Source organism: Burkholderia sp. A9, from assembly GCF_000801975.1.
Genome location: NZ_JSZN01000022.1, coordinates 40,450 through 63,659, shown reverse-complemented (window position 1 = coordinate 63,659; position 23,210 = coordinate 40,450). Strand labels below are relative to the sequence as shown.

Below are 23,210 nucleotides of genomic sequence, written 5' to 3'. Positions count from 1 at the left end.
CGGTCCTTTTTCACTGTGGCGCGCGCCGCTCGTCGTCAGAACAGAATGAACTCGTCGTTCTCGACGTAAAACACGAACGCGTCGAACAACTGCGCGACACTCGGTTCGTCGACCTGGTCATGCGCGTTGATCACAATGTCCTCGATCGTCGTGCTGGCCAGCGTGACGCGCCAACCGGGTTGCGTTGCGATGGCAGGCGGTGTGTCGGCGTCGGCGTCGCGATCGTCTTCGGCGAATGCACCCGCCGTGTCGAGCGTCCACGGCATCGGCGGCAGACAAAGCCATCCGGAGAAATCCCCCGGGCGTTCGAGAATGTGTTTCAGCGACACTTCGGTCGCGGTAATGGTCGGCATGGGTATTGCGATGGTAACCGGGTAAATACGCCCCAACGGCAGCGCGACGGTCGCACGGCAAGGTGCGCGCCGCCGCCGCACGCGTCGGCAAGCCGTGATTATGCCAATTCCGCCGGCACGAGGCCGCGCGCACTGGTGTCGCCGGCCTGCACCGCCCCCGCAGCGCCTTCCTGCGCACGCCCCCAACCCGCCGCCGGTTGATATCGATTGCAATCAGGGCCAATTCGACTTTCGGCGCGGCCCGGTTGCGAGTAGTGTCTACGTGCCCGTATTCCGGCCAGGTCGAGGCACGATCGATGCCCGACGCTCAATTGCCACACTGAACACTGGAGATCTGCGATGAAACGTTCGAAGTTCCTGCTGTCGGGCCTGCTGCTCGCATCCGCCCTCGGATTCACGGCCGTCGCCGCGCACGCGGACGACCTGCTCGATTCGGTGAAGAAAGCCGGCGTGCTGCGCGTCGGCCTCGAAGGCACGTATCCGCCGTTCAACTCGCGCGGCACGTCGGGGCAGCTCGAGGGTTTCGACGTCGACGTCGCGAATGCGGTCGCCGGCAAGCTCGGCGTGAAGACGCAGTTCGTCCCGACCGAATGGAGCGGCATCATCGCGGGGCTGCAGGCCGGCAAGTTCGACGTGATCGTCAATCAGGTCACGATCACGCCGCAGCGCAAGGAAGCGCTCGACTTCAGCGTGCCGTACACGTACTCGGCTGCGCAACTGATCCAGCGCAAGGACGACACGCGCAACTTCAAGTCGCTCGATGAATTCAAGGGCAAGAAGCTCGGCGTGACGCTCGGCACCAACTACGACCAGATGGCGCGCAGCGTGCCCGGCATCGAGGTGCAGACGTATCCGGGCGCGCCGGAGAAGCTGCGCGACCTCGCAGCGGGCCGGATCGAGGCAACGCTCGACGACCGCCTGATGCTGCCGTACATGATCAAGACCTCGAACCTGCCGCTGCGCGCGGGTGCGGTGCTGAACGGCGGCAAGCAGGAGATGGCGATCCCGTTCCGCAAGGGCAATCCGAAGTTCGAGAAGGCGATCAACGATGCGCTGGATTCGCTGGGCAAGGAAGGCACGTTGAAGAAGATCTCGATGCACTGGTTCGGCAGCGACGTGACGGTGCCGGTCGCGCAGTAAGCGGATCCCCGTGTTTTGGATGCGTCACGTCCTTCGCTGCGGCGAAGGCGTGACGCTCATCTGCAGTTCTGTTCCCTTCCCTCAAGCCGCTTCGTCGAAGCGCGCGAGCAGCAGCTGTCCGATCGGCGTCAGCGCCGGGCGCGCAGCCACCGCATTCACGCGTACCTGCGTATCGTCAACCAGCCGTTTTTCGACGAGCACGGCGAAAGCCGGGTTCGACGGGTCGACGCTGTCCGGTGCGCGTGCAATGCGCAGCAGCATCGAAAATTCATGTGGACTCAACATGGTCCCAGTCTCCTGATCGTCCGCGATCCAGCTCAATCGGCGTCGATCGTGTTTTCGAATGGAATGGTGCGATGCATGGTCGATGCGTCGCCGGGAGCGAGACCCGGTTGTCCGCCTGCGCGACGCGGGCACGGCGTCGCATGCGGCTTGCGCACGCCCGGTCGAGGCGATGGTGCCGCGACGGGAACGTGCAACCTTAGGGGGGCATCGTGACGCGGGCATGACAGGAACAGGGGGCGTAACTGCGGAGCGACAGGCGCGGATCGCGCGGGCGCGTCTGCGGGTACGCGAGTCGCCGAAGATCCTGCCGGGGCATCATGCGTGGCTGGACAGCTCGGGCCGATGTGGGGCGGGCGGCGCTTGCTGCCTGCGAAGCAGGATTACGTTTCGACAGTGGCTGGACGGCGCGTTGGCAAACCGCGCGGCATCCGGGACTGTGGGAAATCCGCATGACCGGGCGTGATGGCATCGCGCGGGCGATATACGTCGCTCGGACACGGCAACGCCTGATCGTGCTGCACGTGTACGTGAAGAAGACGCAGAGAACACCGCGTCGCGCTATCGAAATGGCGTGCGCCCGGATGAAAGAGGATTGAGCGTTGGCCAAGCCTTGCAACTTTGAAGAAGCGCTTGCTGGCCGATCCGGCTACGCAGGCCGCATATGACGCACAAACACCGGAGTTCGCCGTTGCCCGCGAACTGGTCGTGGCACGCGTACGCGCCGGATTGACGCAGGAACAGGTCGCGGAGAGGATGCAGACTACTCAATCGACCATCGCGCGGATGGAGAGTGGTCGCGCGATGCCGTCGCTGCGCACGCTGTCGCGCTACGCCGAGGCACGGGAAGCCGAGCCGTGGTACGTCTGGAAGCGATGAAGTAGTTCGATTGCCGCGCGATGGCACCACGCGCGCGCAAGGCCCACGCAGGCGATCGCCGCAAACGAAAAAGGGGTTACGGAAAATTCCGTAACCCCTCTTCGGATTTGGTGCCGGCTGCAGGACTCGAACCCGCCACCTGATGATTACAAATCAACTGCTCTACCAGATGAGCTAAGCCGGCGTAAGCGCGAGATTCTACCTCATTTCACGATCTTGAGGCGAGGTCTGCTACCGCCTTTCGAGCCGTCACCGTCGGTTTTCGGCGGTTCGTCGGCACCTTCTGACGGTTCCTCGTTCGCGCCGCTGTCGACCACCGGCGTGAGCACGGCAGGCGACTCGTCACGCTGCACATCACCGGCCGGCGCAGCATCTTCGTCGAACGCACCCGAATCCGCACCCTCGCCCGCCACTGCATCGACCTGGAACGCCATCCCCTGCCCGTTCTCCCGCGCGTAAATCGCGAGCACGTTGGCCACCGGAATCTCGATCTTGTGCGCCTTCCCGGAGAACCGGGCGGTAAACTCGATCCACTCGTTGCCCATCTGCAACTGGCTCGTCGCCTCGAAGCTGACGTTGAGCACGATCTCGCCGTCACGCACGAACTGACGCGGTACGCGCGTCGAGTTGTCGACCCTCACCGCGATATGCGGCGTGTAACCGTTATCGGTGCACCACTCATACAGCGCGCGCAGCAGATAAGGCTTCGTTGAAATCTCTTGCATCACAATCCTCGAACCCGGAGCGGGTACGCGGCACGCCGCGCCGCCCGCTCCGTCATGCCCTCATTGCATCATCAACGACGCATGACCTTTTCGGACGGCGTCAGTGCTTCGATATAGGCCGGACGGCTGAAGATCCGCTCGGCGTACTTCATCAGCGGCGCAGCGTTCTTCGACAGTTCGATGCCGTAGTGATCCAGACGCCACAGCAGCGGCGCGATCGCGACGTCGAGCATCGAGAACTCCTCGCCGAGCATGTACTTGTTCTTCAGGAAGATCGGCGCGAGCTGCGTCAGGCGATCGCGGATCGCGAGACGTGCCTTCTCGTGATTCTTCTCCGCTGCCTTGCCCTTCTCGTTCTCGAGCGTGCTGACGTGCACGAACAGTTCCTTCTCGAAGTTGAGCAGGAACAGGCGCGCACGTGCGCGCTGCACCGGGTCGGCCGGCATCAGTTGCGGATGCGGGAAGCGTTCGTCGATGTACTCGTTGATGATGTTCGATTCGTACAGGATCAGGTCGCGCTCGACCAGGATCGGCACTTGACCGTACGGGTTCATCACCGAAATGTCTTCCGGTTTGTTGAACAGGTCGACGTCACGGATCTCGAAGTCCATGCCCTTCTCGAACAGTACCAGCCGGCAGCGCTGGGAGAACGGGCAAGTTGTGCCAGAGTACAGAACCATCATATTTGCATTTCCTCAAAAAAGCCGAGGGCCGGCACGCGGCGCAACCCCTTTCACGGGTTCCGCCTTGCGCCGACCCCACGCCGGTCAGGCGTGTTTACTTGATATCTTTCCAGTACGCGGCGTTGAGCCGCCAAGCCAGGAAAGTCAGGACACCGAGAAAGACCAGCACCCATACGCCGAGGCGTTTGCGGGTCTGCTGGGCCGGCTCGGACATCCATGTCATATAGGCCACCAGGTCGGCAACCGCAGCATCATAATCCGGCGGCGACAACGTCCCCGGCGTGACCTGCTGGAAGCCGACGAGCGTGTGGACCTTCTCGCCCGTCTCCTCGTCCGTCCTGTCTTCGAATTTGGCAGTGCGCTGCCCCTGCAGTTGCCACAATACATGGGGCATGCCGACGTTCTCGAACACCGCGTTGTTCCAGCCGGTCGGCCGCGTATCGTCTCGGTAGAAACCACGCAGATACGTATACAGCCAGTCGCGGCCGCGCGCCCGCTCCTCGACCGACAGGTCGGGCGGCGTGGTGCCGAGCCAGTTCTTCGCGTCTTCGGGCCGCATCGCGACGGACATCGTGTTCCCGACCTTGTCGGTCGTGAACAGGAGATTCGTTTCGATCTCCTTCTGGGATATGCCCAGATCCGTCAGACGGTTGTAGCGCATCAGGTTCGCGCTGTGGCAGTTCAAGCAATAGTTTACAAACAATTGCGCGCCGTGCTGAAGCGAAACGAGATTTTCCGTGTTATCGGGCGCCCGGTCGAGCGGAAAATTACCTTCCGCGCGCACGGCCGGCGCCGCCAGCAGCGCAACGGCCGTCGCCCCGATCAGCGCGAGCGTCGAAAGCAGTTTCTTCATGTTGTTCTCTCCTCGCTCACGTTAATGGGGCTTGAAGCGCACCCGCTCCGGCGGCTGCTTGAACGTGCCAAGCGGCGTCCAGACGGGCATGCCGAGGAAGAACGCGAAGTAGATCAGCGCGCAGCCCTGCGCGATCAGCGTCGAGACCGGCGATGGCGGCCGCGTGCCGAGGAACGCGAGGGTCAGGAACGCCGCGACGAAGATCCCGAGGAACACCTTGTGGAACAGCGGCCGGTAGCGGATCGACTTCACCGGGCTGCGGTCGAGCCACGGCAGGAAGAACAGCGTGATCACCGCCGAGCCCATCACGACGACGCCCCAGAACTTCGATTCCGTCAGGAACATGAACACGACGATCGCAGCAGCCAGCACCGGCAGTCCGACCTTCCACTTGCCGCGCGCGCGGATCAGCGCGACCACGCCGAGCAGCGCGATCACGATCATCAGCACGATCTTGAACGGGTCGGTGGTCGCGCGCAGCATCGCGTAGAACGCGGTGAAGTACCAGACCGGCGCGATCTCCGGCGGCGTCTGCAGCGGGTTCGCCGGGACGAAGTTGTTCGACTCGAGGAAGTAGCCGCCCATCTCCGGCGAGAAGAACACGATCAGCACGAACACCATCAGGAACACGCAGACACCGAAGAAATCGTGCACCGAGTAGTACGGATGGAACGGAATGCCGTCGAGCGGAATGCCGTTCTCGTCCTTCTTCGCCTTGATCTCGATGCCGTCCGGGTTATTCGACCCGACTTCGTGCAGCGCGACGAGGTGCGCGATCACGAGGCCGACCAGCACGAGCGGAATCGCGATCACGTGGAACGCGAAGAAGCGGTTCAGCGTGACGTCGGACACGACGTAGTCGCCGCGAATCCACAGCGACAGGTCCGGGCCGACGAACGGGATCGCCGAGAACAGGTTCACGATCACCTGCGCGCCCCAGAACGACATCTGGCCCCACGGCAGCAGGTAGCCGAAGAACGCCTCGGCCATCAGGCACAGGAAGATCGCACAACCGAAGATCCACACGAGCTCGCGCGGCTTGCGATACGACCCGTACATCAGCCCGCGGAACATGTGCAGGTAGACGACCACGAAGAACATCGATGCACCGGTCGAGTGCATGTAGCGGATCAGCCAGCCCCACGGCACCTCGCGCATGATGTACTCGACCGACGCGAACGCGAGCGTCGAGTCGGGCTTGTAGTTCATCGTCAGGAAGATGCCCGTGACGATCTGGTTGACGAGCACGAGCAGCGCGAGGGAGCCGAAGAAGTACCAGAAGTTGAAGTTCTTCGGCGCGTAGTACTCGGAAACGTGCTTCTTCCAGGTGGACGTGAGCGGGAAGCGCTGGTCGATCCAGCCGGTGAGACCTGTCGTGGAGACTTCTTTGTTGTCGGCAGCCATCACGCGTCTCCTTTCTCGTCCCTGCCGATCACGAGGGTCGTCGCCGACGTGAACATGTAGGGCGGGATGTCGAGATTCTGAGGCGCCGGCTTGTTCTTGAACACGCGGCCGGCGAGGTCGTAGGTCGAACCGTGGCAAGGGCACAGGAAACCGCCCGGCCAGTCGTCCGGCAGGTTCGGCTGCGGACCCGGCGTGAAGCGTTGGCTAGGCGTGCAGCCGAGGTGCGTACACACGGCCATCACGACGAGAATGTTCTTGCGATCGGCCCGCGAGCGATATTCGTTCGCGCAATAGGCGGGCAACGCCATCGAATACGGGGATTTGCTGGTCGGATCGGCCACTTCCTTGTCGGCCTTGACGACGTCGGCCAGCATGTCGTCGGTGCGGTTCAGGATCCAGACCGGCTTGCCGCGCCACGGCACGGTGACCATTTCGCCGGGCTTCAGACTGCTGATGTCGACCTCGACCGGCGCACCGGCCGCTTTCGCTTTCGCGGACGGCGCAAGCGACGCCGCGAAAGGTATGACAGTGGCTACGCCTCCCACGCCACCTGCTACGGATGTCGCAATCAGCCAGGTACGGCGGCCGCTGTCGACGCGTTTCTCTTCCTTGTCTCGCATCACACGCCCCACTTCTGAGTTGGATTTTCCGTCACGACTTTCCATTCCGCCGCTAGTTTGCTCGAATGGAGTCGCCATTTACAAGGCCCGGAGATGAAAATCCCTTCGAAGTAGTTGATAGTCAAGGGTTTCCCCCCACTATCGGAGCGATTAAATCATTCCGCTTTTAAGCATCCACTACATTGCGAAATTTCGATGCACCGCCGCAAATCCGCGGCTCAGACCGGATTATGAATATCGATAAAAAGGTGTTCGATATCGAATTCTTCGGACAAGTGGGTGCCGAGCGCCTGGATTCCGTAGCGTTCGGTCGCATGGTGCCCTGCCGCAACGAACGCGACGCCGCTCTCGGCCGCCGCGTGCGTGACGGGTTCGGACACCTCGCCGGTCAGGAACACGTCCGCGCCGGCGTCGATCGCGGCATCGAAATAGCTCTGCGCCGCGCCCGTGCACCACGCGATGCGGCGCAACTGCATATCCGCATCGCCCAACACGAGCGGCGTGCGGCCGAGCGTGCGCTCGACCTTCGCGACGAAGTGCTCGAGCGTCACCGGCATCGGCAGCGTCGCCATCCAGCCGAGGTCGCCATCGCCGAAACGCTGCTCGCCGAGCAGCCCGAGCTTCGCGCCGAGTTGCGCGTTGTTGCCGAACTCCGGATGTGCGTCGAGCGGCAGGTGGAACGCGAACAGGTTCAGGTCGTTCGCAAGCAGCAGCTTCAGGCGCTGGTACTTGCGGCCCGTGATCTGCGGCGCCTCGTTGCGCCAGAAATAGCCGTGATGGACGAGCACTGCATCCGCCCCCCATTCGAGCGCGGCTTCGAGGAACGCGACCGACGCCGTCACGCCGGTGGCGATCTTCTCGATCTTGCGGCGCCCCTCGACCTGGAGGCCGTTCGGGCAATAGTCCTTGAAGCGCGCGGTTTCAAGGGTATTGTTCAAGTACAATTCAAGTTCGATCCGATCCATATAAACCTCTAATCCATTCAGATGCTTAGACGCTTCTGGCTGTTCTTCGCGCAGGCGGTAACGGTGCTGCTCGCGCTGATGTTCATCGTCGTGACGCTCAAGCCGCAATGGCTGCAACGGCAAGGACAGCTCGGCAAGCAGCTCGCCACGCCGATCGTTGCGCTACGGGAAGTCGCGCCGGGCATCGGCGGTGCTCCGGCGACCACGTCGTACGCCGAGGCCGCGCAAAAGGCGATGCCCGCTGTCGTCAACGTATTCTCCAGCAAGGATGGCTCGCTGCCGCCCGATCCGCGCGCGAAAGATCCGCTGTTCCGCTACTTCTTCGGCGACCGCAACGCCCGCAAGCAACAGGACGAACCGGCCGCCAACCTCGGCTCAGGCGTTATCGTGAGCCCGGAAGGTTACATTCTAACGAACCAGCACGTCGTAGACGGCGCCGACCAGATCGAAGTCGCGCTCGCCGACGGCCGCACGGCCACCGCGAAGGTGATCGGCAGCGACCCGGAAACCGACCTGGCCGTGCTGAAGATCAACATGACGAACCTGCCGACGATCACGCTCGGCCGTTCGGACCAGTCGCGGGTCGGCGACGTCGTACTCGCGATCGGCAACCCGTTCGGCGTCGGCCAGACGGTCACGATGGGGATCATCAGCGCGCTCGGCCGCAATCACCTCGGCATCAATACGTTCGAGAACTTCATCCAGACCGACGCGCCGATCAACCCCGGCAACTCGGGCGGCGCGCTGGTCGACGTGAACGGCAACCTGCTCGGCATCAACACGGCGATCTACTCGCGCTCGGGCGGCTCGCTCGGCATCGGCTTCGCGATTCCCGTGTCGACCGCGCGCACCGTGCTCGAAAGCATCATCACGACGGGCTCGGTCACGCGCGGCTGGATCGGCGTCGAGCCGCAGGACGTCACGCCGGAAATCGCCGAGTCGTTCGGGCTCCAGCAGAAATCCGGTGCGATCGTCGCAGGCGTGCTGCAGGGCGGCCCCGCCGACAAGGCCGGCATCAAGCCGGGCGACATCCTCGTGAGCGTGAACGGCGAGGACATCACCGACACGACGAAGCTGCTGAACACCGTCGCGCAGATCAAGCCGGGCACGCCGACCAAGGTGCACGTCGTGCGCAAGGGCAAGGAGTTCGACGTGAACGTCGTGATCGGCAAGCGCCCGCCGCCGCCGAAGCAGACGCTCGACGAACAGGACAGCGACAGCGAGTGACATCCGGCGGCCGGCGCATCGGTGCCGTCGGCAGGCCGAAGACGGAAATGCAAAAGGGCAGCTCAGACTTGAGCTGCCCTTTTGCTTTGCATCGACGTTCTTTCGTCGCGGTGAAGCTGCGTTCGCCCGCACCGCCTGCGCGTCCGATCTACCGTCCGGCTGCGACGTCGCCGAACGGCGCGTCGGACGCAGCCACCGCTGCCGGCCGGCGCATGCTGCTCCGGCGTCAACTCGCGGCGCCGTTCTCCGCCTCGGGCGCTTCCGTCGGCTTCGGCACGAAGAAGCGCGCAGCCAGCAGCCCCACCTCGAACAGCACGATGAGCGGCAGCGCGAGCATCAGTTGCGAGAATACGTCCGGCGGCGTGACGACCGCTGCGACGACGAATGCGCCAACGATCACGTACGGCCGGATCTCCTTCAGCTTCTTCAGCGTCAGCACCCCCATCCGCACCAGCAGCACGACGATGATCGGCACTTCGAACGTGACCCCGAACGCGATGAACATCCCGAGCACGAAGCTCAGATAGTTGTCGATGTCGGTCGACATCTCCGCGCCGAGCGGCGCGTTGTAGTGCGCCATCACGCGAAAGATCGTCGGGAACACGAGGAAGTACGCGAACGCCATCCCGCACAGGAACAGGAAGTAGCTGCTGCCGACGAGCGGCGCGACGAGCTTCTTCTCGTGCTGGTACAGCCCCGGCGCGACGAACGCCCAGATCTGGTACAGCACGATCGGCAACGCGATCACGAGCGCGACGAGCATCGTGACCTTCATCGGCACGAAGAACGAGCCAGTGACATCGGTCACGATCATCCTGCCGCCCTTCGGCAGGTTCTCCATCAGCGGCCGCGCGAGCAGCCGGAAGATGTCGGGCGCCCAATAGACGAGCCCGAGGAACACGACGATCACGGCCAAGCCCGCGCGAATGATGCGATCGCGAAGCTCGACGAGATGGGAAATGAAGGTTTCTTCCGGGGCGTCGCCCGGGTTCTGCTGGGGGTCGCTCACACCGGCCCTCGGTAGGATTGACGAGCGAGCATGCGCTCGGCTCAGAAGAAGCGCGTCGGCCGGCGCAGGCTGGCCGGCTGGTGGCGCGCGACACGCGCGGCGCCCGACTGCACGTGCGTGCGACGGGTGGTCGCGCGCTTGTACCAGACAGGCGTCGCTGCCTGCTTCACACGCCAGTTGCGACGCTTCGGCGCGAGCGCGGCCGTGCTGCCGCGCCATGACGGCGCTGCAGGCGCGTCGGAACCGTACGTGCCGGCATCGACCGAGCCTGCGTTGGGACCGCCGACCGCGGAGTTCCACGTGTCGTTCAGTTCCTTCTCGTGCTCGCGCAGGTTATCGTGAATCGTCGTCTCGACATTGCGCGCGGCCGCCTCGAAATCGGTCTTCATCGTCCGCAGTGCGTCGAGTTCGATTTCGCGCGAGACCTCGGCCTTCACGTCGTTGATGTACCGCTGCGCGCGGCCGAACAATGCGCCGGCCGTACGCGCGACGCGCGGCAGGCGCTCGGGGCCGAGCACCACGAGCGCGACGACGCCGATCAGCGCCATCTTCGAAAGACCGAGATCCAGCATTGCGAATGCCTGTCAGCGTGCCGGCGTTACGCCTTGTTCGAGTCGGAACGCGTCGTTTCCTTCGCGTTGACGTCGACCGAGCCCGAGCGCGGCAGTTGCTGCGCGTCCGCCGGCGTTTCGCCTTCCTTCATCCCGTCCTTGAAACCCTTCACGGCGCTGCCGAGGTCGTTGCCGATGTTGCGCAACTTCTTCGTACCGAAAACCAGCGCGACGATCAGCAGCACGATCAGCCAGTGCCAAATGCTCAATCCACCCATGATGAAACCTCTCCTCAACCACGCCGCGTCGCGGCGCAAATCGCCGGCGGCACGCCGGCTTCGACTATCGATGCGGGGGAAACGCCCCGCTACGTCAACCCATCCGCTGCCACGGGCGCGGGCCGGCCAGGATATGCGCGTGCAGGTGGTAGACCTCCTGCCCGCCGCCGGGACCCGTGTTGATCACCATGCGAAAGCCGGTTGCGCCGCCCGTGTACGCGACGCCCAACTGATCGGCCAGACGCGCGACGAGCAGCATCAGCCGGCCGAGCATCGGCGCATCGACCTCGCTCGCCGCCGACAGCGTCGGCAGGTGCCGGCGCGGAATCACGAGCACGTGCGTCTCGGCCGCCGGGCGGATGTCGCGGAACGCGACGAATTCGTCGTCCTCGTGCACCTTCGTGCTCGGGATCTCGCCCGCCGCGATCTTGCAGAACAGGCAATTCGGATCGTGACTCATGTTGCTCCTGCGAAACGCCCGCTCGCCGGTCAGAACCAGGCCTGCGGATCGAGCGTCTTGTTGTCGTTCAGGTACAGCCAACCCTTGATGATACGGTACAGCGTCCAGATCCATGTGACAAACATGATGACGAATCCCACCGCCACGAACATCAGTGCGAAGCCGATCACGTACGCGATCAGCGCGCGCCAAAACGTGCGGATCTGCCACTCGAAATGGTCGGCGTACGGCGTGCCGGCCACATCGCCGCGCTTCACATAGTTGATGATGATCGCGATGAGGCCGGTGACGCCGCCCGTCAGCCAATGAATCGCGTACAGGCCGTACAGCACGTGCGTCAGCGTGCGCAGTCCGTTCAGTCGCTCGGCGTCTGCTGCGCCCGGCACCGACGGTGTCGGAAACTGGCTCGGTGTATCGGTCATGATGCTACCCCCGTCAGATGACAATTCTTACAGCTTACCTCACTGTTGCCACCGCGGCGGGCCGCTGCCTGTCACCCGCCGTTTTCCTCGCGCTCGCGGCGCTTGCGCAGCGCCTTCTCCTCGATGCCCGACAGCCCTTCGCGGCGCTCGAGCTCGGCGATCACGTCGGCCGGGCTCAGGTCGAAATGCGACAGCATCACGAGGCAGTGGAACCACAGATCGGCCACTTCGCCGACCAGCGCCGTCGGCGCGCCGCCCTGGCGCACGTCCTTCGCGGCCAGCACGACTTCCGTCGCCTCTTCGCCGATCTTCTTCAGCACCGCGTCGTCGCCCTTGTGGAACAGGCGCGATACGTACGATTGGTCGGGGTCACCGCCCTTGCGGCTATCGATCACGGCCGCGAGGCGCAGCAGCGTGTCTTCGGTCGATTGCGTCATTTGTAGATGTGTTCGGGATCTTTCAGCACCGGCTCGACCGCGACCCAGTCGCCGCTGTCCACGTTGCCTTCGAATTTCTGGAAGAAGCACGAATGCCGGCCGGTGTGGCATGCAATGCCCGACACCTGCTCGACCTTCAGCAGCACGACGTCCTCGTCGCAGTCGAGCCGCACCTCGTGCACGTGCTGCACGTGGCCCGACTCCTCGCCCTTGAACCACAGGCGCTTGCGCGAGCGCGAATAATAGACCGCGCGCTGCGTCTCGATCGTCTTCGCCAGCGCCTCGCGGTTCATCCACGCGAACATCAGCACGTCGTTCGTCGACGCTTCCTGCGCGATCACCGGCACGAGGCCGTTGTCGTCCCAGCGGACCTTGTCGAGCCACGCGGGCAGGGATTTCGTTTCGGTATTCATCACAGCCTCACCGCGATGCCCTGGTCGGACATGAAGCGCTTCGCCTCGCCGACCGTGTGCTCGCCGTAGTGGAAGATGCTTGCGGCCAGCACCGCGTCGGCGCGCCCGTCCTTGATGCCGTCCGCGAGATCCTGCAGGCAGCCGACACCGCCCGATGCGATCACCGGCACCGGCACCGCGTCCGACACGCCGCGCGTGAGCGCGAGGTCGAAGCCCGACTTCGTGCCGTCGCGGTCCATGCTCGTGAGCAGGATCTCGCCCGCGCCGAGCTCGGCCATCTTGCGCGCCCATTCGATCGCGTCGAGGCCCGTATTCTTGCGGCCGCCGTGCGTGAAGACTTCCCAGCGCGGCGTTTCGCCGTCGGCCGACACGCGCTTCGCGTCGATCGCGACGACGATGCACTGCGAGCCGTACTTGTCGGCCGCGTCGCGCACGAGCTGCGGGTTCGCGACCGCAGACGAATTCATGCTGACCTTGTCCGCGCCCGCGTTCAGCAGGCGCCGCACGTCCTCGACAGCGCGCACGCCGCCGCCGACGGTCAGCGGAATGAAGACCTGCGACGCGACCGCCTCGATGATCGGCAGGATCAGGTCGCGCTGATCGGAGGTCGCGGTGATGTCGAGGAACGTCAGTTCGTCGGCACCCTGGTCGTCGTAACGGCGGGCGATTTCGACGGGGTCGCCGGCATCGCGCAGTTCGACGAAGTTGACGCCCTTGACGACACGCCCGGCAGTCACGTCCAGGCAGGGGATGATGCGTTTAGCTAGAGCCATGATGTTGCGCCATATGCCGCGATGGGACGGCCGGTTGCGGAAGCCTCGCGCGAGGCTTCCGGTCGGGGCCGCCTGCTGGCAGCCCCGGCGAACGGGACAACCGCGTTACGCGTTGTCGAGTTCGCCGTTCAGTTCGTCCGCGCGCTTTTGCGCGGCCGCGAAATCGAGATCGCCGGAGTAGATCGCACGGCCGCAGATCACGCCTTCGACGCCGTCTCCTTCCACTTCGCACAGGTTCTCGATGTCGGTAAGGTTCGACAGGCCGCCGCTGGCGATCACCGGAATGCCGACCGCCTGCGCGAGCTTCACGGTCGCCTCGATGTTGATGCCCTGCAGCATCCCGTCGCGGCCGATGTCCGTGTAGACGATCGATTCGACGCCGTAGTCCTCGAACTTCTGCGCGAGATCGATCACTTCGTGGCCGGTCAGCTTGCTCCAGCCGTCGGTCGCGACCTTGCCGTCCTTCGCATCGAGGCCGACGATGATGCTGCCGGCGAACGCGGTGCACGCGTCCTGCAGGAAGCCCGGGTCCTTCACGGCCGCCGTGCCGATGATCACGTAGGACAGGCCGGCGTCGAGGTACTTCTCGATCGTCTCGAGGCTGCGGATGCCGCCGCCGAGCTGTACGGGGATTTCATCGCCGACTTCGTCGAGGATCGCTTCGATCGCCTCGAGATTCTTCGGCTTGCCGGCGAATGCGCCGTTCAGGTCGACCAGATGGAGCCGCCGGGCGCCGAGATCGACCCACTTGCGGGCCATCGCCGCCGGGTCCTCGGAAAAAATCGTGGCCTGGTCCATATCGCCCTGTTTGAGGCGCACACACTGACCGTCTTTGAGATCGATGGCCGGAATCAGCAACATAGCAATCGGGTGTCGTCGTGGAAAATGAAAAGTATCCGGCGCGTACCGGCCAATCCGGTACCGCGCCGTCTCGCTAGTTTAGTACAACTCTTTCGGCGCATAAGCGCGTGAGCCCCGCGCGACAGGCGTTTCCGCCCCGTCGACTGTGGCTCGCGCACCACGTTCACGGTTTCCAGTGTACGAAGTTGCGATACAGACGCAACCCGACTTCCGCGCTTTTCTCGGGGTGGAATTGGGTCGCGAAGAGGTTGTCCCGCGCGACCGCGGACGTAAACGGCGCGCCGTATGCCGTTTCGCCGACCGTGTGAGCCGGGTTGTCCGGCGTCACGTAATAGCTGTGCACGAAGTAGAAATACGCATCGTCAGGCACGCCGTCCCACAGCGGGTGCGGCTGCGACTGGCGCACGCGGTTCCAGCCCATCTGCGGCACCTTGAAGCGCGAGCCGTCGTCCTGCAGCCGGCCGTCGAGCTCGAAACGCACGACCTTGCCGGGCAGCAGGCCCAAGCCCTTCGTGTCGCCTTCCGCGCTCCAGTCGAACAGCATCTGCTCGCCGACGCATACGCCGAGCAGCGGCTTCGTGCGTGATGCCTCGATCACTGCTTCCTGCAGCCCCGATTCGCCGAGGCAGCGCATGCAGTCGGGCATCGCGCCCTGGCCGGGCAGCACGACACGGTCGGCCGCGCGAATCGCAGCCGGCGTGTCGACGATCGCCACGTCGGCGGCCGGTTCGGCCTTCTTGAGCGCCTGCGCGACCGAGCGCAGGTTGCCCATCCCATAATCCACAATCGCAATCGAAGTTTTCATCTCAGTGCAGGCAGTAGCGCCCTCAGTCCATTGACGATGAATTCCACCGCCAGCGCCGACAGCATCAGACCCATCAGCCGCGTGGCGATGTTGATGCCGGTGCGGCCAATCCAGTTCGCGATCGGCTCGGCAAGCCGCATCGCGAAGAAACACAGCAGGGCCAGGACCGCGCCGATCGCGACAAGCCCGGCCCGCTCATACCAGTGATGCGAGTTCGCCGCATAGATGATCACCGTGCTGATCGAGCCGGGGCCCGTGAGCAGCGGAATCGCCAGCGGCACGACCGCGATGTTGTCCTTCATCTCGGCCTCGTGGCGCTCCTCCGGCGTCGATCGCGTGTTGCCGATCTGCGCGTTCAGCATGTTGATCGCCATCAGCAGCATGATGATCCCGCCGCCCACTTCGAGCGAGCCGACCGAAATGCCGAAGAAGTTGATGATCTGCTGCCCGAGCAGCGTCGTCACCGTCATCACGCAGAACACCGACACCGACGCGATCCGGATCGTGCGGCGCCGCTCGTCGTCCGTCTGCTGCGCCGTCAGGCTCAGGAAGAACGGCACCGCGCCGACCGGGTTGATCAGCGCTAGCAGCGAAATGAACGATTTGAGCAGATCCATCGCAAGCCGGCGCGCCGCGCCGAAGCCGTCAGGTTGTCCTTGGCGTCAGTTCGTCTGGAACTCAGAGGCTGCCCTTCGTCGACGGAATCTGCCCCGCCGCCCGCTCGTCGAGCTCCACCGCCGCGCGCAGTGCCCGGCCGAAGGCCTTGAACACCGTTTCCAGTTGATGGTGCGCGTTGATCCCGCGCAGGTTGTCGATGTGCAGCGTGACACCCGCGTGGTTCACGAACCCGCGGAAGAATTCGATCGACAGATCGACGTCGAACGTGCCGATCCGCGCGCGCGTGAACGGCACGTGGAATTCCAGACCCGGCCGACCCGAGAAGTCGATCACGACGCGCGACAGCGCCTCGTCGAGCGGCACGTACGAATGGCCGTAGCGACGGATGCCCTTCTTGTCGCCGATCGCCTTCGCGACGGCCTGGCCGAGCGTGATGCCGACATCCTCGACCGTGTGGTGGTCGTCGATATGCGTATCGCCATGCGCTTCGACCTCGAGATCGATCAGACCGTGTCGCGCGATCTGGTCGAGCATATGGTCGAGAAACGGCACGCCGGTAGCCAGCTTCTGCCGGCCCGTACCGTCGAGATCGAGCTTCACACGGATCTGCGTTTCGCTGGTATTGCGAACGACTTCCGCCACACGCATGGCAATTCCTTGATTGAGTCTGATGTAAATGGGGATTGATCGTCGCGCGCCGCCGCGCCCTGGGCTCAACCGGGCAGCGCGAGTTTCAAAGCAGCCAGCAGGCGCGCGTTTTCGTCGGGAGAACCGACGGTCAGCCGCACGCATTCGGACAGCAACGGATGCATTTTACTCACGTTTTTGACCAGCACCCGCTCGGTGAGCAATGCATCGAACACGGCCGCCGCGTCGGGCACGCGCACCAGCAGGAAATTGCCCGCGCTCGGGAACACCGTCGCGCCCGGCAATGCGGCCACGGCATTCGCAAGACGCGTGCGTTCCGCGCGCAGTTCGGCCGCCTGCGCGTCGAGCACGTCGAGGTGGTCGAGCAGGAAATCGACGGTCGCCTGGGTCAGCACGTTGATGTTGTACGGCGGGCGCACCTTGTCGAACTCGGTCAGCCACGCGGGCAGCCCGGCGAGATAGCCGAGGCGGATCCCCGCGAGGCCGAGCTTCGACACCGTGCGCATCACGACGACGTTGTCGAACTCGGCGGCGCGCGGCAGCCACGAGCGCTCCGCGAACGGCTGGTACGCCTCGTCGATCACGATCAGGCTGTGCCGTGCGGCCGCGATGATCCGCTCGACGTCGGTTTCGTCGTACAGCGTGCCGGTCGGGTTGTTCGGGTAGGCGAGATAAACGAGCGCGGGCCGGTGCTCGGCGATCGCCGCGATCATGGCATCCGCGTCGAGCGTCAGGTCGGCCTTCAGCGGCACCCCGACGAAGTCGAGCTGCGCGAACTTCGCCGACAGCTCGTACATCACGAAGCCCGGCACCGGCGCGAGTACCTTCGCACCCGGCCTGGCGCACGCCACCGACATCATGCTGATGATTTCGTCCGAGCCGTTGCCGAGCAGCACGTCGCATGCGGCCGGCACGCCCATCGCGCGGCGCAGCTTGTCGAGCAGCGCGCCCGGGCGCGGCGCCGGGTAGCGGTTCAGCGCGACCTGCGCGAGGCGCTCGCCGAGCGCCGCCGCCAGCGGCGCGGGCAGCGAATACGGGTTCTCCATCGCGTCGAGCTTCACGAACCCGCTCGCGTCGGGCACCGGGTAGCTCGTCATCGCGAGCACGTCGCGGCGGATGATGTCTTGTGGCGTCGTCATGGTCTCAAGCCGGCGTGCGTCGCGCCGGCATCAAATGGTCGGCAAGGCGGCGGCTGCCGCCTTGCGCTGGGTCTCCTCGTCGACCGGAGTCGATGCGTCGGCACCGGCCCCGGCGTGCGTGTCACCCCTTCATCCGGAGTTCGGCGCTCCGCGCGTGTGCCTGCAGCCCTTCGCCGTACGCGAGCTCGGAGGCGATCTCGCCGAGCGTCTGCGCGCCTTCGGCGCTGACTTCGATCAGGCTCGAGCGCTTGATGAAATCGTACACGCCGAGCGGCGACGAGAAGCGCGCGGTGCGCGACGTCGGCAGCACGTGGTTCGGGCCCGCGCAGTAGTCGCCGAGGCTTTCGCTCGTGTAGCGGCCAAGGAAGATCGCGCCCGCGTGGCGGATCTGCTGGCCCCATTGCTGCGGCTCCAGCGCGGAAATCTCGAGGTGCTCGGGTGCGATGTCGTTCGCGATGCGGCACGCTTCGGCCATGTCGCGGACCTTGATCAGCGCGCCGCGGCCTTCGAGCGACGCGCGGATCACGTCCTGGCGCGGCATCGTCGGCAGCAGCTCGTCGATCGCCTTCTCGACGCGCTCGAGGAATGCGCCGTCGGGGCACAGCAGGATCGACTGCGCGAGCTCGTCGTGTTCGGCCTGCGAGAACAGGTCCATCGCGACCCAGTTCGGATCGGTCGTGCCGTCGCACAGCACGAGGATTTCCGACGGCCCGGCGATCATGTCGATGCCGACCGTGCCGAACACGCGGCGCTTCGCCGACGCGACGTACGCATTGCCCGGCCCGCAGATCTTGTCGACCGGCGGCACCGTGGCCGTGCCGTACGCGAGCGCGCCGACCGCCTGCGCGCCGCCGATCGTGAACACGCGATCGACGCCGCCGAGCAGCGCCGCGGCGAGCACGAGCTCGTTCTTCACGCCGTCCGGGGTCGGCACGACCATCACGATCTCGCCGACACCCGCGACGCGCGCGGGAATCGCGTTCATCAGCACCGACGACGGATAGGCGGCCTTGCCGCCCGGCACGTACAGGCCGACGCGGTCGAGCGGCGTGATCTTCTGGCCGAGCACCGTGCCGTCGCTTTCCGTGTACTGCCAGCTATGCGTGCCGCACTCGATCTTCTGCTTCTCGTGGTACGCACGCACGCGTGCGGCCGCGGCTTCCAGCGCCGCGCGCGCCTTCGGCGCGAGGCCGTCGAGCGCCGTCTGCAGCGCGTCCTGCGGCAGTTCGAGCGCGGCGACGCTGCTCGCGTCCAGCCGGTCGAAGCGGTTCGTGTACTCGAGCACCGCGGCGTCGCCGCGCGACTTCACGTCGGCGAGAATCTGCGCGACCGATTGCTCGATCGCGTCGTCCTCGCTCGCCTCGAATGCGAGCACCGCACGCAGCGCGGCGTCGAAGCCTTCGCTCGTCGAATCGAGTTTGCGGATGGTGATGGCCATGGGAGTTCCGTTACGGTGATGCACTCAATTGCCATTCTGCGACGCGCGTTCGAACGCGTCGAGAATCGGCTTGAGCGCCGCGCGCTTCAACTTCAGCGCAGCCTGGTTCACGACGAGGCGCGACGAGATCGCCATGATCTCCTCGACCTCGACCAGATTGTTCGCCTTCAGCGTGCCGCCCGAGCTGACGAGGTCGACGATCGCGTCGGCGAGGCCGACCAGCGGCGCCAGTTCCATCGAGCCGTACAGCTTGATCAGGTCGACGTGCACGCCCTTCGCGGCGAAGTGTTCGCGCGCCGTTTCGACATACTTGGTCGCGACCCGCAGGCGCGCGCCCTGGCGCACCGCGTTCGCGTAGTCGAAGCCGGCCGGCACGGCCACCGACATCCGGCAGCGAGCAATATTCAGATCGATCGGCTGGTACAGGCCCGAGCCGCCGTGCTCGACCAGCACGTCCTTGCCGGCCACACCGAAATCGGCCGCGCCGTATTCGACGTAGGTCGGTACGTCGCTCGCGCGCACGATGATCACGCGCAGGTTCGGATCGGTCGTCGGCAGGATCAGCTTGCGCGACGTTTCCGGATCCTCGGCCACCTGCACGCCGGCGGCCGCCAGCAGCGGCAGGGTTTCCTCGAAAATCCGGCCCTTCGACAGGGCGAGGGTCAGCGGCGCGGTCATGCTTGGCTCCCGGAGAGGCGGCGCACGTTCGCGCCGACGGCGGTCAGTTTGGTTTCCATGCGGTCGTAGCCGCGGTCCAGGTGATAGATGCGGTCGACGAGCGTTTCGCCTTCGGCGCGCAGCCCGGCGATCACGAGGCTCGCCGATGCGCGCAGGTCGGTGGCCATCACGTTCGCGCCGGACAGCTTGTCGACGCCCGTCACGAGCGCCGTGTTGCCGTCGACCGTGATGTTCGCGCCGAGCCGGTTCAGCTCCTGCACGTGCATGAAGCGGTTCTCGAAAATGGTCTCGACGACCTGCGCGGTGCCCGTCGCGACCGAATTGAGGGCCATGAACTGCGCCTGCATGTCGGTCGGGAACGCCGGGTATTCCGACGTGCGGATCGTCACCGCCTGCGGGCGGCGGTCCATCTTCACGCGCAGCCAGCTGTCGCCTTCCTCGATCGAAACGCCGGCCTCGCGCAGCTTGTCGATCACCGCGTCGAGGATGTGCGGGCGCACGCCAGTCAGCATCACGTCGCCGCCCGCCGCCGCCACTGCACACAGGAACGTGCCGGCCTCGATGCGGTCGGGAATCACCGCATGGCGCGCGCCATGCAGCCGCTCGACACCCTGGATCACGAGGCGATCGGTGCCGATGCCGTCGATTTTCGCGCCCATCGCGACCAGCAAGTGTGCGAGATCGCTCACTTCCGGCTCGCGCGCCGCGTTCTCGATCACCGTCTCGCCATCGGCAAGCGTGGCGGCCATCAGCAGGTTTTCCGTGCCCGTCACGGTGATCATGTCGGTCACGATGCGCGCGCCCTTCAGGCGCTTCGCGCGCGCTTCGATGAAGCCGTGCTCGATGCTGATCTCGGCGCCCATCGCCTGCAGGCCCTTGATGTGCTGGTCGACCGGACGCGCGCCGATCGCGCAGCCGCCCGGCAGCGACACCTTCGCTTCGCCGAAGCGCGCGAGCAGCGGCCCGAGCACGAGGATCGACGCGCGCATCGTCTTCACGAGCTCGTACGGCGCGACGAGGTTGTCGACACGCGACGCGTCGAGCTGCACGCGGCAGCCGTCCGTTTCGCTCTTCACGCCCATCTGATTCAGCACCTTCAGCGTGGTGCGCACGTCCTTCAGGTTCGGCACGTTGTCGAGCTCGACCGGCTCGGCGCTGAGCAGCCCCGCGCACAGGATCGGCAGCGCGGCGTTCTTCGCGCCCGACACGACGATCTCGCCGGACAGCCGGCGACCGCCTTCGATCACCAGCTTGTCCATCCCCTGCCCCTGCGATTCCCCGTTGACGGCCGGGTGTGCCGTGGCGACGCTCTGGACGGCGTCGCGCTCGTTGACGGTGACTTGCACTCAGTGGTTCCGGTTATGCGTTCTGCCATTCGGCGGGCGTCAGCGTCTTCATGCTGAGCGCGTGAATTTCCTGCTTCATGCGATCGCCGAGCGCCGCATAGACGAGCTGGTGCCGCTGGATCGGCCGCTTGCCTTCGAAGGCCGCCGACACGATCGTCGCGAAGAAATGCTGGCCGTCGCCTTCGACTTCCAGATGAGTGCAGGCGAGACCGCCGGCGATGTATTGCTTGACCTGTTCGGGAGTCGGCAACATGAGGGGCTCCTGTCGGCGCGCGCCGCCCGTGGCGGCCGCCGCCGTCGATATCAATGACGTAGTTTGTAGCCGGTCGCGAGCAGCCGCATCGCGAACATCGCGAGCAGCACGAAGAAACCGGTGACGATCGCGAGGCTCGCGAGCGGGTTGATGTCGGACGCGCCGAAGAACCCGTAACGGAAGCCGTCGATCATGTAGAAAAACGGGTTGAGACGCGAGATCTCGCGCCACACGGGCGGCAGCGAGTGCGTCGAATAGAACACGCCGGACAGGAACGTCAGCGGCATGATCAGGAAGTTCTGGAACGCGGCGAGCTGGTCGAATTTCTCGGCCCAGATCCCGGCGATCAGCCCGAGTGTGCCGAGGATCGCCGAACCGAGCAGCGCGAACGCGATGATGAACAACGGCGCCGCGAAATGCATCGGGATAAACCAGATCGTCACGACGAACACGCCCGTGCCGACCGCGAGGCCGCGCACGATGGACGCGAGCACGTACGCGCCGAAGATGTCCCTGTAGGACAGCGGCGGCAGCAGCACGAACACGAGGTTGCCGGTGATCTTCGACTGGATCAGCGACGACGAGCTGTTCGCGAACGCGTTCTGCAGCACGCTCATCATCACGAGGCCCGGGACCAGGAAGCTCACGTACTCGACACCCGGATAGACCTCGACGCGGCCCGACAGCGCGTGGCCGAAGATCGTCAGATACAGCAGCGCCGTCACGACGGGCGCGAGCACCGTCTGGATCGCCACCTTCCAGAAACGCAGGAGTTCCTTGTAGAACAGCGTACGAAAACCGCTTCCGGCCACTTCCCGGGCAGCCCCGAGCGGGGCGGGCGCCCCCTCGGCGGACAGCGAACGCAGTTCGCGTGGGCGTTGTTGATTCATGCCAGACCCTCGATCACCTCGGCCCCGTTCATCACCTGGACGAACACATCTTCGAGGTCCGCCTTGCGGACCTCGATCTCGTCGAACGTGCAACCCGCCGCGCGACACTGCGCGAGGATGCGCTCGACATCGTCGTAGCTCGTGAGACGCAGCAGGTGCTCGCCCGGCGCGCGTGCGGCCGGATCGGTCTCCAGCCCGCGCAGCTCGGCCGGCAACGCGCCCGTCGCGAGCCGCAGGTACAGCTGCAGCCCCGCAAAGCGGCGCAGCAGCGCGTCGGTGCGGTCAAGCGCGACGACTTCACCGCGACGCAGCATCGCAATGCGATCGCACAGCGCCTCGGCTTCCTCGAGGTAATGGGTGGTCAGGACGATCGTGTGGCCCTCGCGGTTCAGTCGCGAGATGAATTTCCACAGCGTCTGGCGCAGTTCGACGTCGACACCGGCAGTCGGCTCGTCGAGCACGATCACGGGCGGCCGGTGCACGAGCGCCTGCGCGACCAGCACGCGGCGCTTCATCCCGCCCGACAGCGCGCGCATGTTCGCGTCGGCCTTCTCGGTGAGGTCGAGATTGGCCATGACTTCGTCGATCCAGTCGTCGTTGCGGCGCAGCCCGAAATAGCCGGACTGGATCCGCAGCGTCTCGCGGACGGTGAAGAACGGGTCGAACACGAGTTCCTGCGGCACGACGCCGAGCGCGCGACGCGCATCCCGGAAGTCCTTGACGACGTCGTGGCCACGCACCGAGATACTGCCTTCGTCGGCCCGGGCAAGCCCGGCGAGGATACTGATGAGCGTGGTCTTGCCTGCGCCGTTCGGACCGAGCAGACCAAAAAACTCGCCTTCCTCGACCGACAGACTGACGCCCTTGAGCGCCTGAAGCGATTTGTAGCGCTTCTTGACGTGACGGATTTCTATGGCTGACATGACTGTGCGCGGCGCAACGGCCGCGACGCCTATTCTGTGCTTGCTGCGAATGAAAATGGGGGCCGGACGCCGATTGGCTGCCCCGCAAAACGCTTGATTATAGGGCAAACCGGCTGGTGGAGCCGGCGCCGGAGGCG

General features: G+C 65.1%; 31 protein-coding genes and 1 tRNA gene. 4 read left to right on the top strand and 28 right to left on the bottom strand.

Annotated features, from left to right (window positions below; all coding sequences use genetic code 11):
• Window positions 1–35 precede the first annotated feature (35 nt).
• The gene (locus PI86_RS11720; RefSeq protein ID WP_014898262.1) at window positions 36–353 is read right to left on the bottom strand and encodes a DUF7716 domain-containing protein; all 318 of its coding nucleotides are present in this window, start codon (window positions 351–353) and stop codon (window positions 36–38) included.
• Window positions 354–692: 339 nt separating this feature from the next.
• On the opposite strand from PI86_RS11720, the gene PI86_RS11715 reads away from it, so the two are divergent.
• Complete coding sequence (locus PI86_RS11715; protein ID WP_039322289.1) at window positions 693–1,493, top strand: transporter substrate-binding domain-containing protein; 801 nt, start codon at window positions 693–695, stop codon at window positions 1,491–1,493.
• 81 nt (window positions 1,494–1,574) lie between these two features.
• Here the strand turns inward: PI86_RS11715 and PI86_RS11710 are convergent, their stop codons facing one another.
• Window positions 1,575–1,778 carry a hypothetical protein gene (locus tag PI86_RS11710; RefSeq protein WP_006757125.1) on the bottom strand — a complete coding sequence of 68 codons (204 nt, stop codon included), beginning with the start codon at window positions 1,776–1,778 and terminating at the stop codon, window positions 1,575–1,577.
• A gap of 317 nt (window positions 1,779–2,095) precedes the next feature.
• Here PI86_RS11710 and PI86_RS16490 point away from each other — a divergent pair, with 317 nt between their 5' ends.
• Window positions 2,096–2,374 carry a type II toxin-antitoxin system RelE/ParE family toxin gene (locus tag PI86_RS16490; protein ID WP_082012221.1) on the top strand — a complete coding sequence of 93 codons (279 nt, stop codon included), beginning with the start codon at window positions 2,096–2,098 and terminating at the stop codon, window positions 2,372–2,374.
• A gap of 34 nt (window positions 2,375–2,408) precedes the next feature.
• Window positions 2,409–2,654 carry a helix-turn-helix domain-containing protein gene (locus tag PI86_RS11705; protein WP_235362743.1) on the top strand — a complete coding sequence of 82 codons (246 nt, stop codon included), beginning with the start codon at window positions 2,409–2,411 and terminating at the stop codon, window positions 2,652–2,654.
• 108 nt (window positions 2,655–2,762) lie between these two features.
• Here the strand turns inward: PI86_RS11705 and PI86_RS11700 are convergent.
• The 7 genes from PI86_RS11700 to PI86_RS11670 form a co-directional block, all read right to left on the bottom strand.
• Window positions 2,763–2,838: transfer RNA gene (locus tag PI86_RS11700), tRNA-Thr, on the bottom strand.
• A 19-nt stretch (window positions 2,839–2,857) separates the two neighbouring features.
• Window positions 2,858–3,379: a ClpXP protease specificity-enhancing factor gene (locus tag PI86_RS11695; protein WP_014898289.1), complete on the bottom strand. Its 522-nt coding sequence runs from the start codon at window positions 3,377–3,379 to the stop codon at window positions 2,858–2,860.
• A 71-nt stretch (window positions 3,380–3,450) separates the two neighbouring features.
• Complete coding sequence (locus tag PI86_RS11690) at window positions 3,451–4,062, bottom strand: glutathione S-transferase N-terminal domain-containing protein (RefSeq protein WP_014898290.1); 612 nt, start codon at window positions 4,060–4,062, stop codon at window positions 3,451–3,453.
• A gap of 94 nt (window positions 4,063–4,156) precedes the next feature.
• Window positions 4,157–4,915 (bottom strand): cytochrome c1, encoded by a 759-nt coding sequence (locus PI86_RS11685; protein WP_039322286.1) that lies wholly within the window; start codon window positions 4,913–4,915, stop codon window positions 4,157–4,159.
• Between the two features lie 21 nt (window positions 4,916–4,936).
• The gene (locus PI86_RS11680) at window positions 4,937–6,319 is read right to left on the bottom strand and encodes a cytochrome b (protein WP_014898292.1); all 1,383 of its coding nucleotides are present in this window, start codon (window positions 6,317–6,319) and stop codon (window positions 4,937–4,939) included.
• On the bottom strand, window positions 6,319–6,939 hold the full coding sequence (gene petA, locus PI86_RS11675) for a ubiquinol-cytochrome c reductase iron-sulfur subunit (protein ID WP_014898293.1): 621 nt from the start codon (window positions 6,937–6,939) through the stop codon (window positions 6,319–6,321). The genes PI86_RS11680 and petA overlap by 1 nt, the downstream gene beginning before the upstream one ends.
• Window positions 6,940–7,157: 218 nt before the next feature.
• Window positions 7,158–7,904, bottom strand: coding sequence for a Nif3-like dinuclear metal center hexameric protein (locus PI86_RS11670; RefSeq protein WP_039322283.1), 747 nt, complete (start codon window positions 7,902–7,904; stop codon window positions 7,158–7,160).
• Window positions 7,905–7,925: 21 nt separating this feature from the next.
• Here PI86_RS11670 and PI86_RS11665 point away from each other — a divergent pair, with 21 nt between their 5' ends.
• Window positions 7,926–9,131 carry a Do family serine endopeptidase gene (locus tag PI86_RS11665; protein ID WP_014898295.1) on the top strand — a complete coding sequence of 402 codons (1,206 nt, stop codon included), beginning with the start codon at window positions 7,926–7,928 and terminating at the stop codon, window positions 9,129–9,131.
• A 226-nt stretch (window positions 9,132–9,357) separates the two neighbouring features.
• Here the strand turns inward: PI86_RS11665 and tatC are convergent, their stop codons facing one another.
• The 19 genes from tatC to PI86_RS11570 all read right to left on the bottom strand — a co-directional run bounded on the left by tatC (window position 9,358) and on the right by PI86_RS11570 (window position 23,073).
• Window positions 9,358–10,140, bottom strand: coding sequence for a twin-arginine translocase subunit TatC (tatC, locus tag PI86_RS11660; RefSeq protein ID WP_039322280.1), 783 nt, complete (start codon window positions 10,138–10,140; stop codon window positions 9,358–9,360).
• 41 nt (window positions 10,141–10,181) lie between these two features.
• On the bottom strand, window positions 10,182–10,712 hold the full coding sequence (gene tatB, locus PI86_RS11655; protein WP_039322276.1) for a Sec-independent protein translocase protein TatB: 531 nt from the start codon (window positions 10,710–10,712) through the stop codon (window positions 10,182–10,184).
• 26 nt (window positions 10,713–10,738) lie between these two features.
• Window positions 10,739–10,969 carry a Sec-independent protein translocase subunit TatA gene (tatA, locus tag PI86_RS11650; protein ID WP_034183658.1) on the bottom strand — a complete coding sequence of 77 codons (231 nt, stop codon included), beginning with the start codon at window positions 10,967–10,969 and terminating at the stop codon, window positions 10,739–10,741.
• A 94-nt stretch (window positions 10,970–11,063) separates the two neighbouring features.
• The gene (locus tag PI86_RS11645; protein WP_039322271.1) at window positions 11,064–11,429 is read right to left on the bottom strand and encodes a histidine triad nucleotide-binding protein; all 366 of its coding nucleotides are present in this window, start codon (window positions 11,427–11,429) and stop codon (window positions 11,064–11,066) included.
• Window positions 11,430–11,458: 29 nt separating this feature from the next.
• On the bottom strand, window positions 11,459–11,851 hold the full coding sequence (locus PI86_RS11640; protein WP_039322269.1) for a DUF4870 family protein: 393 nt from the start codon (window positions 11,849–11,851) through the stop codon (window positions 11,459–11,461).
• A 71-nt stretch (window positions 11,852–11,922) separates the two neighbouring features.
• Window positions 11,923–12,288: a phosphoribosyl-ATP diphosphatase gene (locus PI86_RS11635; protein ID WP_006485344.1), complete on the bottom strand. Its 366-nt coding sequence runs from the start codon at window positions 12,286–12,288 to the stop codon at window positions 11,923–11,925.
• A complete protein-coding gene (gene hisI / locus PI86_RS11630) occupies window positions 12,285–12,701 on the bottom strand; it encodes a phosphoribosyl-AMP cyclohydrolase (protein ID WP_014898301.1) in 417 nt (138 codons plus the stop codon). Before hisI ends, PI86_RS11635 begins: the two co-directional genes overlap by 4 nt.
• Complete coding sequence (gene hisF / locus PI86_RS11625; RefSeq protein ID WP_027783356.1) at window positions 12,701–13,474, bottom strand: imidazole glycerol phosphate synthase subunit HisF; 774 nt, start codon at window positions 13,472–13,474, stop codon at window positions 12,701–12,703. The genes hisI and hisF overlap by 1 nt, the downstream gene beginning before the upstream one ends.
• Before the next feature lie 105 nt (window positions 13,475–13,579).
• Complete coding sequence (gene hisA / locus PI86_RS11620) at window positions 13,580–14,335, bottom strand: 1-(5-phosphoribosyl)-5-[(5-phosphoribosylamino)methylideneamino]imidazole-4-carboxamide isomerase (RefSeq protein WP_039322255.1); 756 nt, start codon at window positions 14,333–14,335, stop codon at window positions 13,580–13,582.
• 163 nt (window positions 14,336–14,498) lie between these two features.
• Complete coding sequence (gene hisH / locus PI86_RS11615) at window positions 14,499–15,140, bottom strand: imidazole glycerol phosphate synthase subunit HisH (protein WP_014898304.1); 642 nt, start codon at window positions 15,138–15,140, stop codon at window positions 14,499–14,501.
• Window positions 15,137–15,757, bottom strand: coding sequence for a YchE family NAAT transporter (locus PI86_RS11610; RefSeq protein ID WP_039322252.1), 621 nt, complete (start codon window positions 15,755–15,757; stop codon window positions 15,137–15,139). Before PI86_RS11610 ends, hisH begins: the two co-directional genes overlap by 4 nt.
• A gap of 61 nt (window positions 15,758–15,818) precedes the next feature.
• Complete coding sequence (gene hisB, locus PI86_RS11605; RefSeq protein WP_006751804.1) at window positions 15,819–16,406, bottom strand: imidazoleglycerol-phosphate dehydratase HisB; 588 nt, start codon at window positions 16,404–16,406, stop codon at window positions 15,819–15,821.
• A gap of 65 nt (window positions 16,407–16,471) precedes the next feature.
• Window positions 16,472–17,545 carry a histidinol-phosphate transaminase gene (hisC, locus tag PI86_RS11600; protein ID WP_039322249.1) on the bottom strand — a complete coding sequence of 358 codons (1,074 nt, stop codon included), beginning with the start codon at window positions 17,543–17,545 and terminating at the stop codon, window positions 16,472–16,474.
• Window positions 17,546–17,666: 121 nt separating this feature from the next.
• Window positions 17,667–18,983: a histidinol dehydrogenase gene (gene hisD, locus PI86_RS11595; RefSeq protein ID WP_014898307.1), complete on the bottom strand. Its 1,317-nt coding sequence runs from the start codon at window positions 18,981–18,983 to the stop codon at window positions 17,667–17,669.
• A 24-nt stretch (window positions 18,984–19,007) separates the two neighbouring features.
• Window positions 19,008–19,661: an ATP phosphoribosyltransferase gene (gene hisG / locus PI86_RS11590; protein ID WP_006751807.1), complete on the bottom strand. Its 654-nt coding sequence runs from the start codon at window positions 19,659–19,661 to the stop codon at window positions 19,008–19,010.
• The gene (murA, locus tag PI86_RS11585; protein ID WP_039322245.1) at window positions 19,658–21,007 is read right to left on the bottom strand and encodes a UDP-N-acetylglucosamine 1-carboxyvinyltransferase; all 1,350 of its coding nucleotides are present in this window, start codon (window positions 21,005–21,007) and stop codon (window positions 19,658–19,660) included. Before murA ends, hisG begins: the two co-directional genes overlap by 4 nt.
• Before the next feature lie 13 nt (window positions 21,008–21,020).
• On the bottom strand, window positions 21,021–21,260 hold the full coding sequence (locus PI86_RS11580) for a BolA family protein (protein WP_006477131.1): 240 nt from the start codon (window positions 21,258–21,260) through the stop codon (window positions 21,021–21,023).
• A 50-nt stretch (window positions 21,261–21,310) separates the two neighbouring features.
• On the bottom strand, window positions 21,311–22,150 hold the full coding sequence (locus tag PI86_RS11575; RefSeq protein ID WP_235362742.1) for an ABC transporter permease: 840 nt from the start codon (window positions 22,148–22,150) through the stop codon (window positions 21,311–21,313).
• Window positions 22,147–23,073 (bottom strand): ABC transporter ATP-binding protein, encoded by a 927-nt coding sequence (locus PI86_RS11570; protein ID WP_039322235.1) that lies wholly within the window; start codon window positions 23,071–23,073, stop codon window positions 22,147–22,149. The genes PI86_RS11575 and PI86_RS11570 overlap by 4 nt, the downstream gene beginning before the upstream one ends.
• Between the last annotated feature and the right edge of the window lie 137 nt (window positions 23,074–23,210).

Bases quoted from the DNA above. Each gene is read 5' to 3' on its own strand.
- PI86_RS11720 (WP_014898262.1), bottom strand. From the start codon at position 353: ATGCCGACCATTACCGCGACCGAAGTGTCGCTGAAACACATTCTCGAA.
- PI86_RS11715 (WP_039322289.1), top strand. From the start codon at position 693: ATGAAACGTTCGAAGTTCCTGCTGTCGGGCCTGCTGCTCGCATCCGCC.
- PI86_RS11710 (WP_006757125.1), bottom strand. From the start codon at position 1,778: ATGTTGAGTCCACATGAATTTTCGATGCTGCTGCGCATTGCACGCGCA.
- PI86_RS16490 (WP_082012221.1), top strand. From the start codon at position 2,096: ATGCGTGGCTGGACAGCTCGGGCCGATGTGGGGCGGGCGGCGCTTGCT.
- PI86_RS11695 (WP_014898289.1), bottom strand. From the start codon at position 3,379: ATGCAAGAGATTTCAACGAAGCCTTATCTGCTGCGCGCGCTGTATGAG.
- PI86_RS11690 (WP_014898290.1), bottom strand. From the start codon at position 4,062: ATGATGGTTCTGTACTCTGGCACAACTTGCCCGTTCTCCCAGCGCTGC.
- PI86_RS11685 (WP_039322286.1), bottom strand. From the start codon at position 4,915: ATGAAGAAACTGCTTTCGACGCTCGCGCTGATCGGGGCGACGGCCGTT.
- PI86_RS11680 (WP_014898292.1), bottom strand. From the start codon at position 6,319: ATGGCTGCCGACAACAAAGAAGTCTCCACGACAGGTCTCACCGGCTGG.
- petA (WP_014898293.1), bottom strand. From the start codon at position 6,939: ATGCGAGACAAGGAAGAGAAACGCGTCGACAGCGGCCGCCGTACCTGG.
- PI86_RS11670 (WP_039322283.1), bottom strand. From the start codon at position 7,904: ATGGATCGGATCGAACTTGAATTGTACTTGAACAATACCCTTGAAACC.
- PI86_RS11665 (WP_014898295.1), top strand. From the start codon at position 7,926: ATGCTTAGACGCTTCTGGCTGTTCTTCGCGCAGGCGGTAACGGTGCTG.
- tatB (WP_039322276.1), bottom strand. From the start codon at position 10,712: ATGCTGGATCTCGGTCTTTCGAAGATGGCGCTGATCGGCGTCGTCGCG.
- tatA (WP_034183658.1), bottom strand. From the start codon at position 10,969: ATGGGTGGATTGAGCATTTGGCACTGGCTGATCGTGCTGCTGATCGTC.
- PI86_RS11645 (WP_039322271.1), bottom strand. From the start codon at position 11,429: ATGAGTCACGATCCGAATTGCCTGTTCTGCAAGATCGCGGCGGGCGAG.
- PI86_RS11640 (WP_039322269.1), bottom strand. From the start codon at position 11,851: ATGACCGATACACCGAGCCAGTTTCCGACACCGTCGGTGCCGGGCGCA.
- PI86_RS11635 (WP_006485344.1), bottom strand. From the start codon at position 12,288: ATGACGCAATCGACCGAAGACACGCTGCTGCGCCTCGCGGCCGTGATC.
- hisI (WP_014898301.1), bottom strand. From the start codon at position 12,701: ATGAATACCGAAACGAAATCCCTGCCCGCGTGGCTCGACAAGGTCCGC.
- hisF (WP_027783356.1), bottom strand. From the start codon at position 13,474: ATGGCTCTAGCTAAACGCATCATCCCCTGCCTGGACGTGACTGCCGGG.
- hisA (WP_039322255.1), bottom strand. From the start codon at position 14,335: ATGTTGCTGATTCCGGCCATCGATCTCAAAGACGGTCAGTGTGTGCGC.
- hisH (WP_014898304.1), bottom strand. From the start codon at position 15,140: ATGAAAACTTCGATTGCGATTGTGGATTATGGGATGGGCAACCTGCGC.
- PI86_RS11610 (WP_039322252.1), bottom strand. From the start codon at position 15,757: ATGGATCTGCTCAAATCGTTCATTTCGCTGCTAGCGCTGATCAACCCG.
- hisB (WP_006751804.1), bottom strand. From the start codon at position 16,406: ATGCGTGTGGCGGAAGTCGTTCGCAATACCAGCGAAACGCAGATCCGT.
- hisC (WP_039322249.1), bottom strand. From the start codon at position 17,545: ATGACGACGCCACAAGACATCATCCGCCGCGACGTGCTCGCGATGACG.
- hisD (WP_014898307.1), bottom strand. From the start codon at position 18,983: ATGGCCATCACCATCCGCAAACTCGATTCGACGAGCGAAGGCTTCGAC.
- hisG (WP_006751807.1), bottom strand. From the start codon at position 19,661: ATGACCGCGCCGCTGACCCTCGCCCTGTCGAAGGGCCGGATTTTCGAG.
- PI86_RS11580 (WP_006477131.1), bottom strand. From the start codon at position 21,260: ATGTTGCCGACTCCCGAACAGGTCAAGCAATACATCGCCGGCGGTCTC.
- PI86_RS11575 (WP_235362742.1), bottom strand. From the start codon at position 22,150: ATGAATCAACAACGCCCACGCGAACTGCGTTCGCTGTCCGCCGAGGGG.
- PI86_RS11570 (WP_039322235.1), bottom strand. From the start codon at position 23,073: ATGTCAGCCATAGAAATCCGTCACGTCAAGAAGCGCTACAAATCGCTT.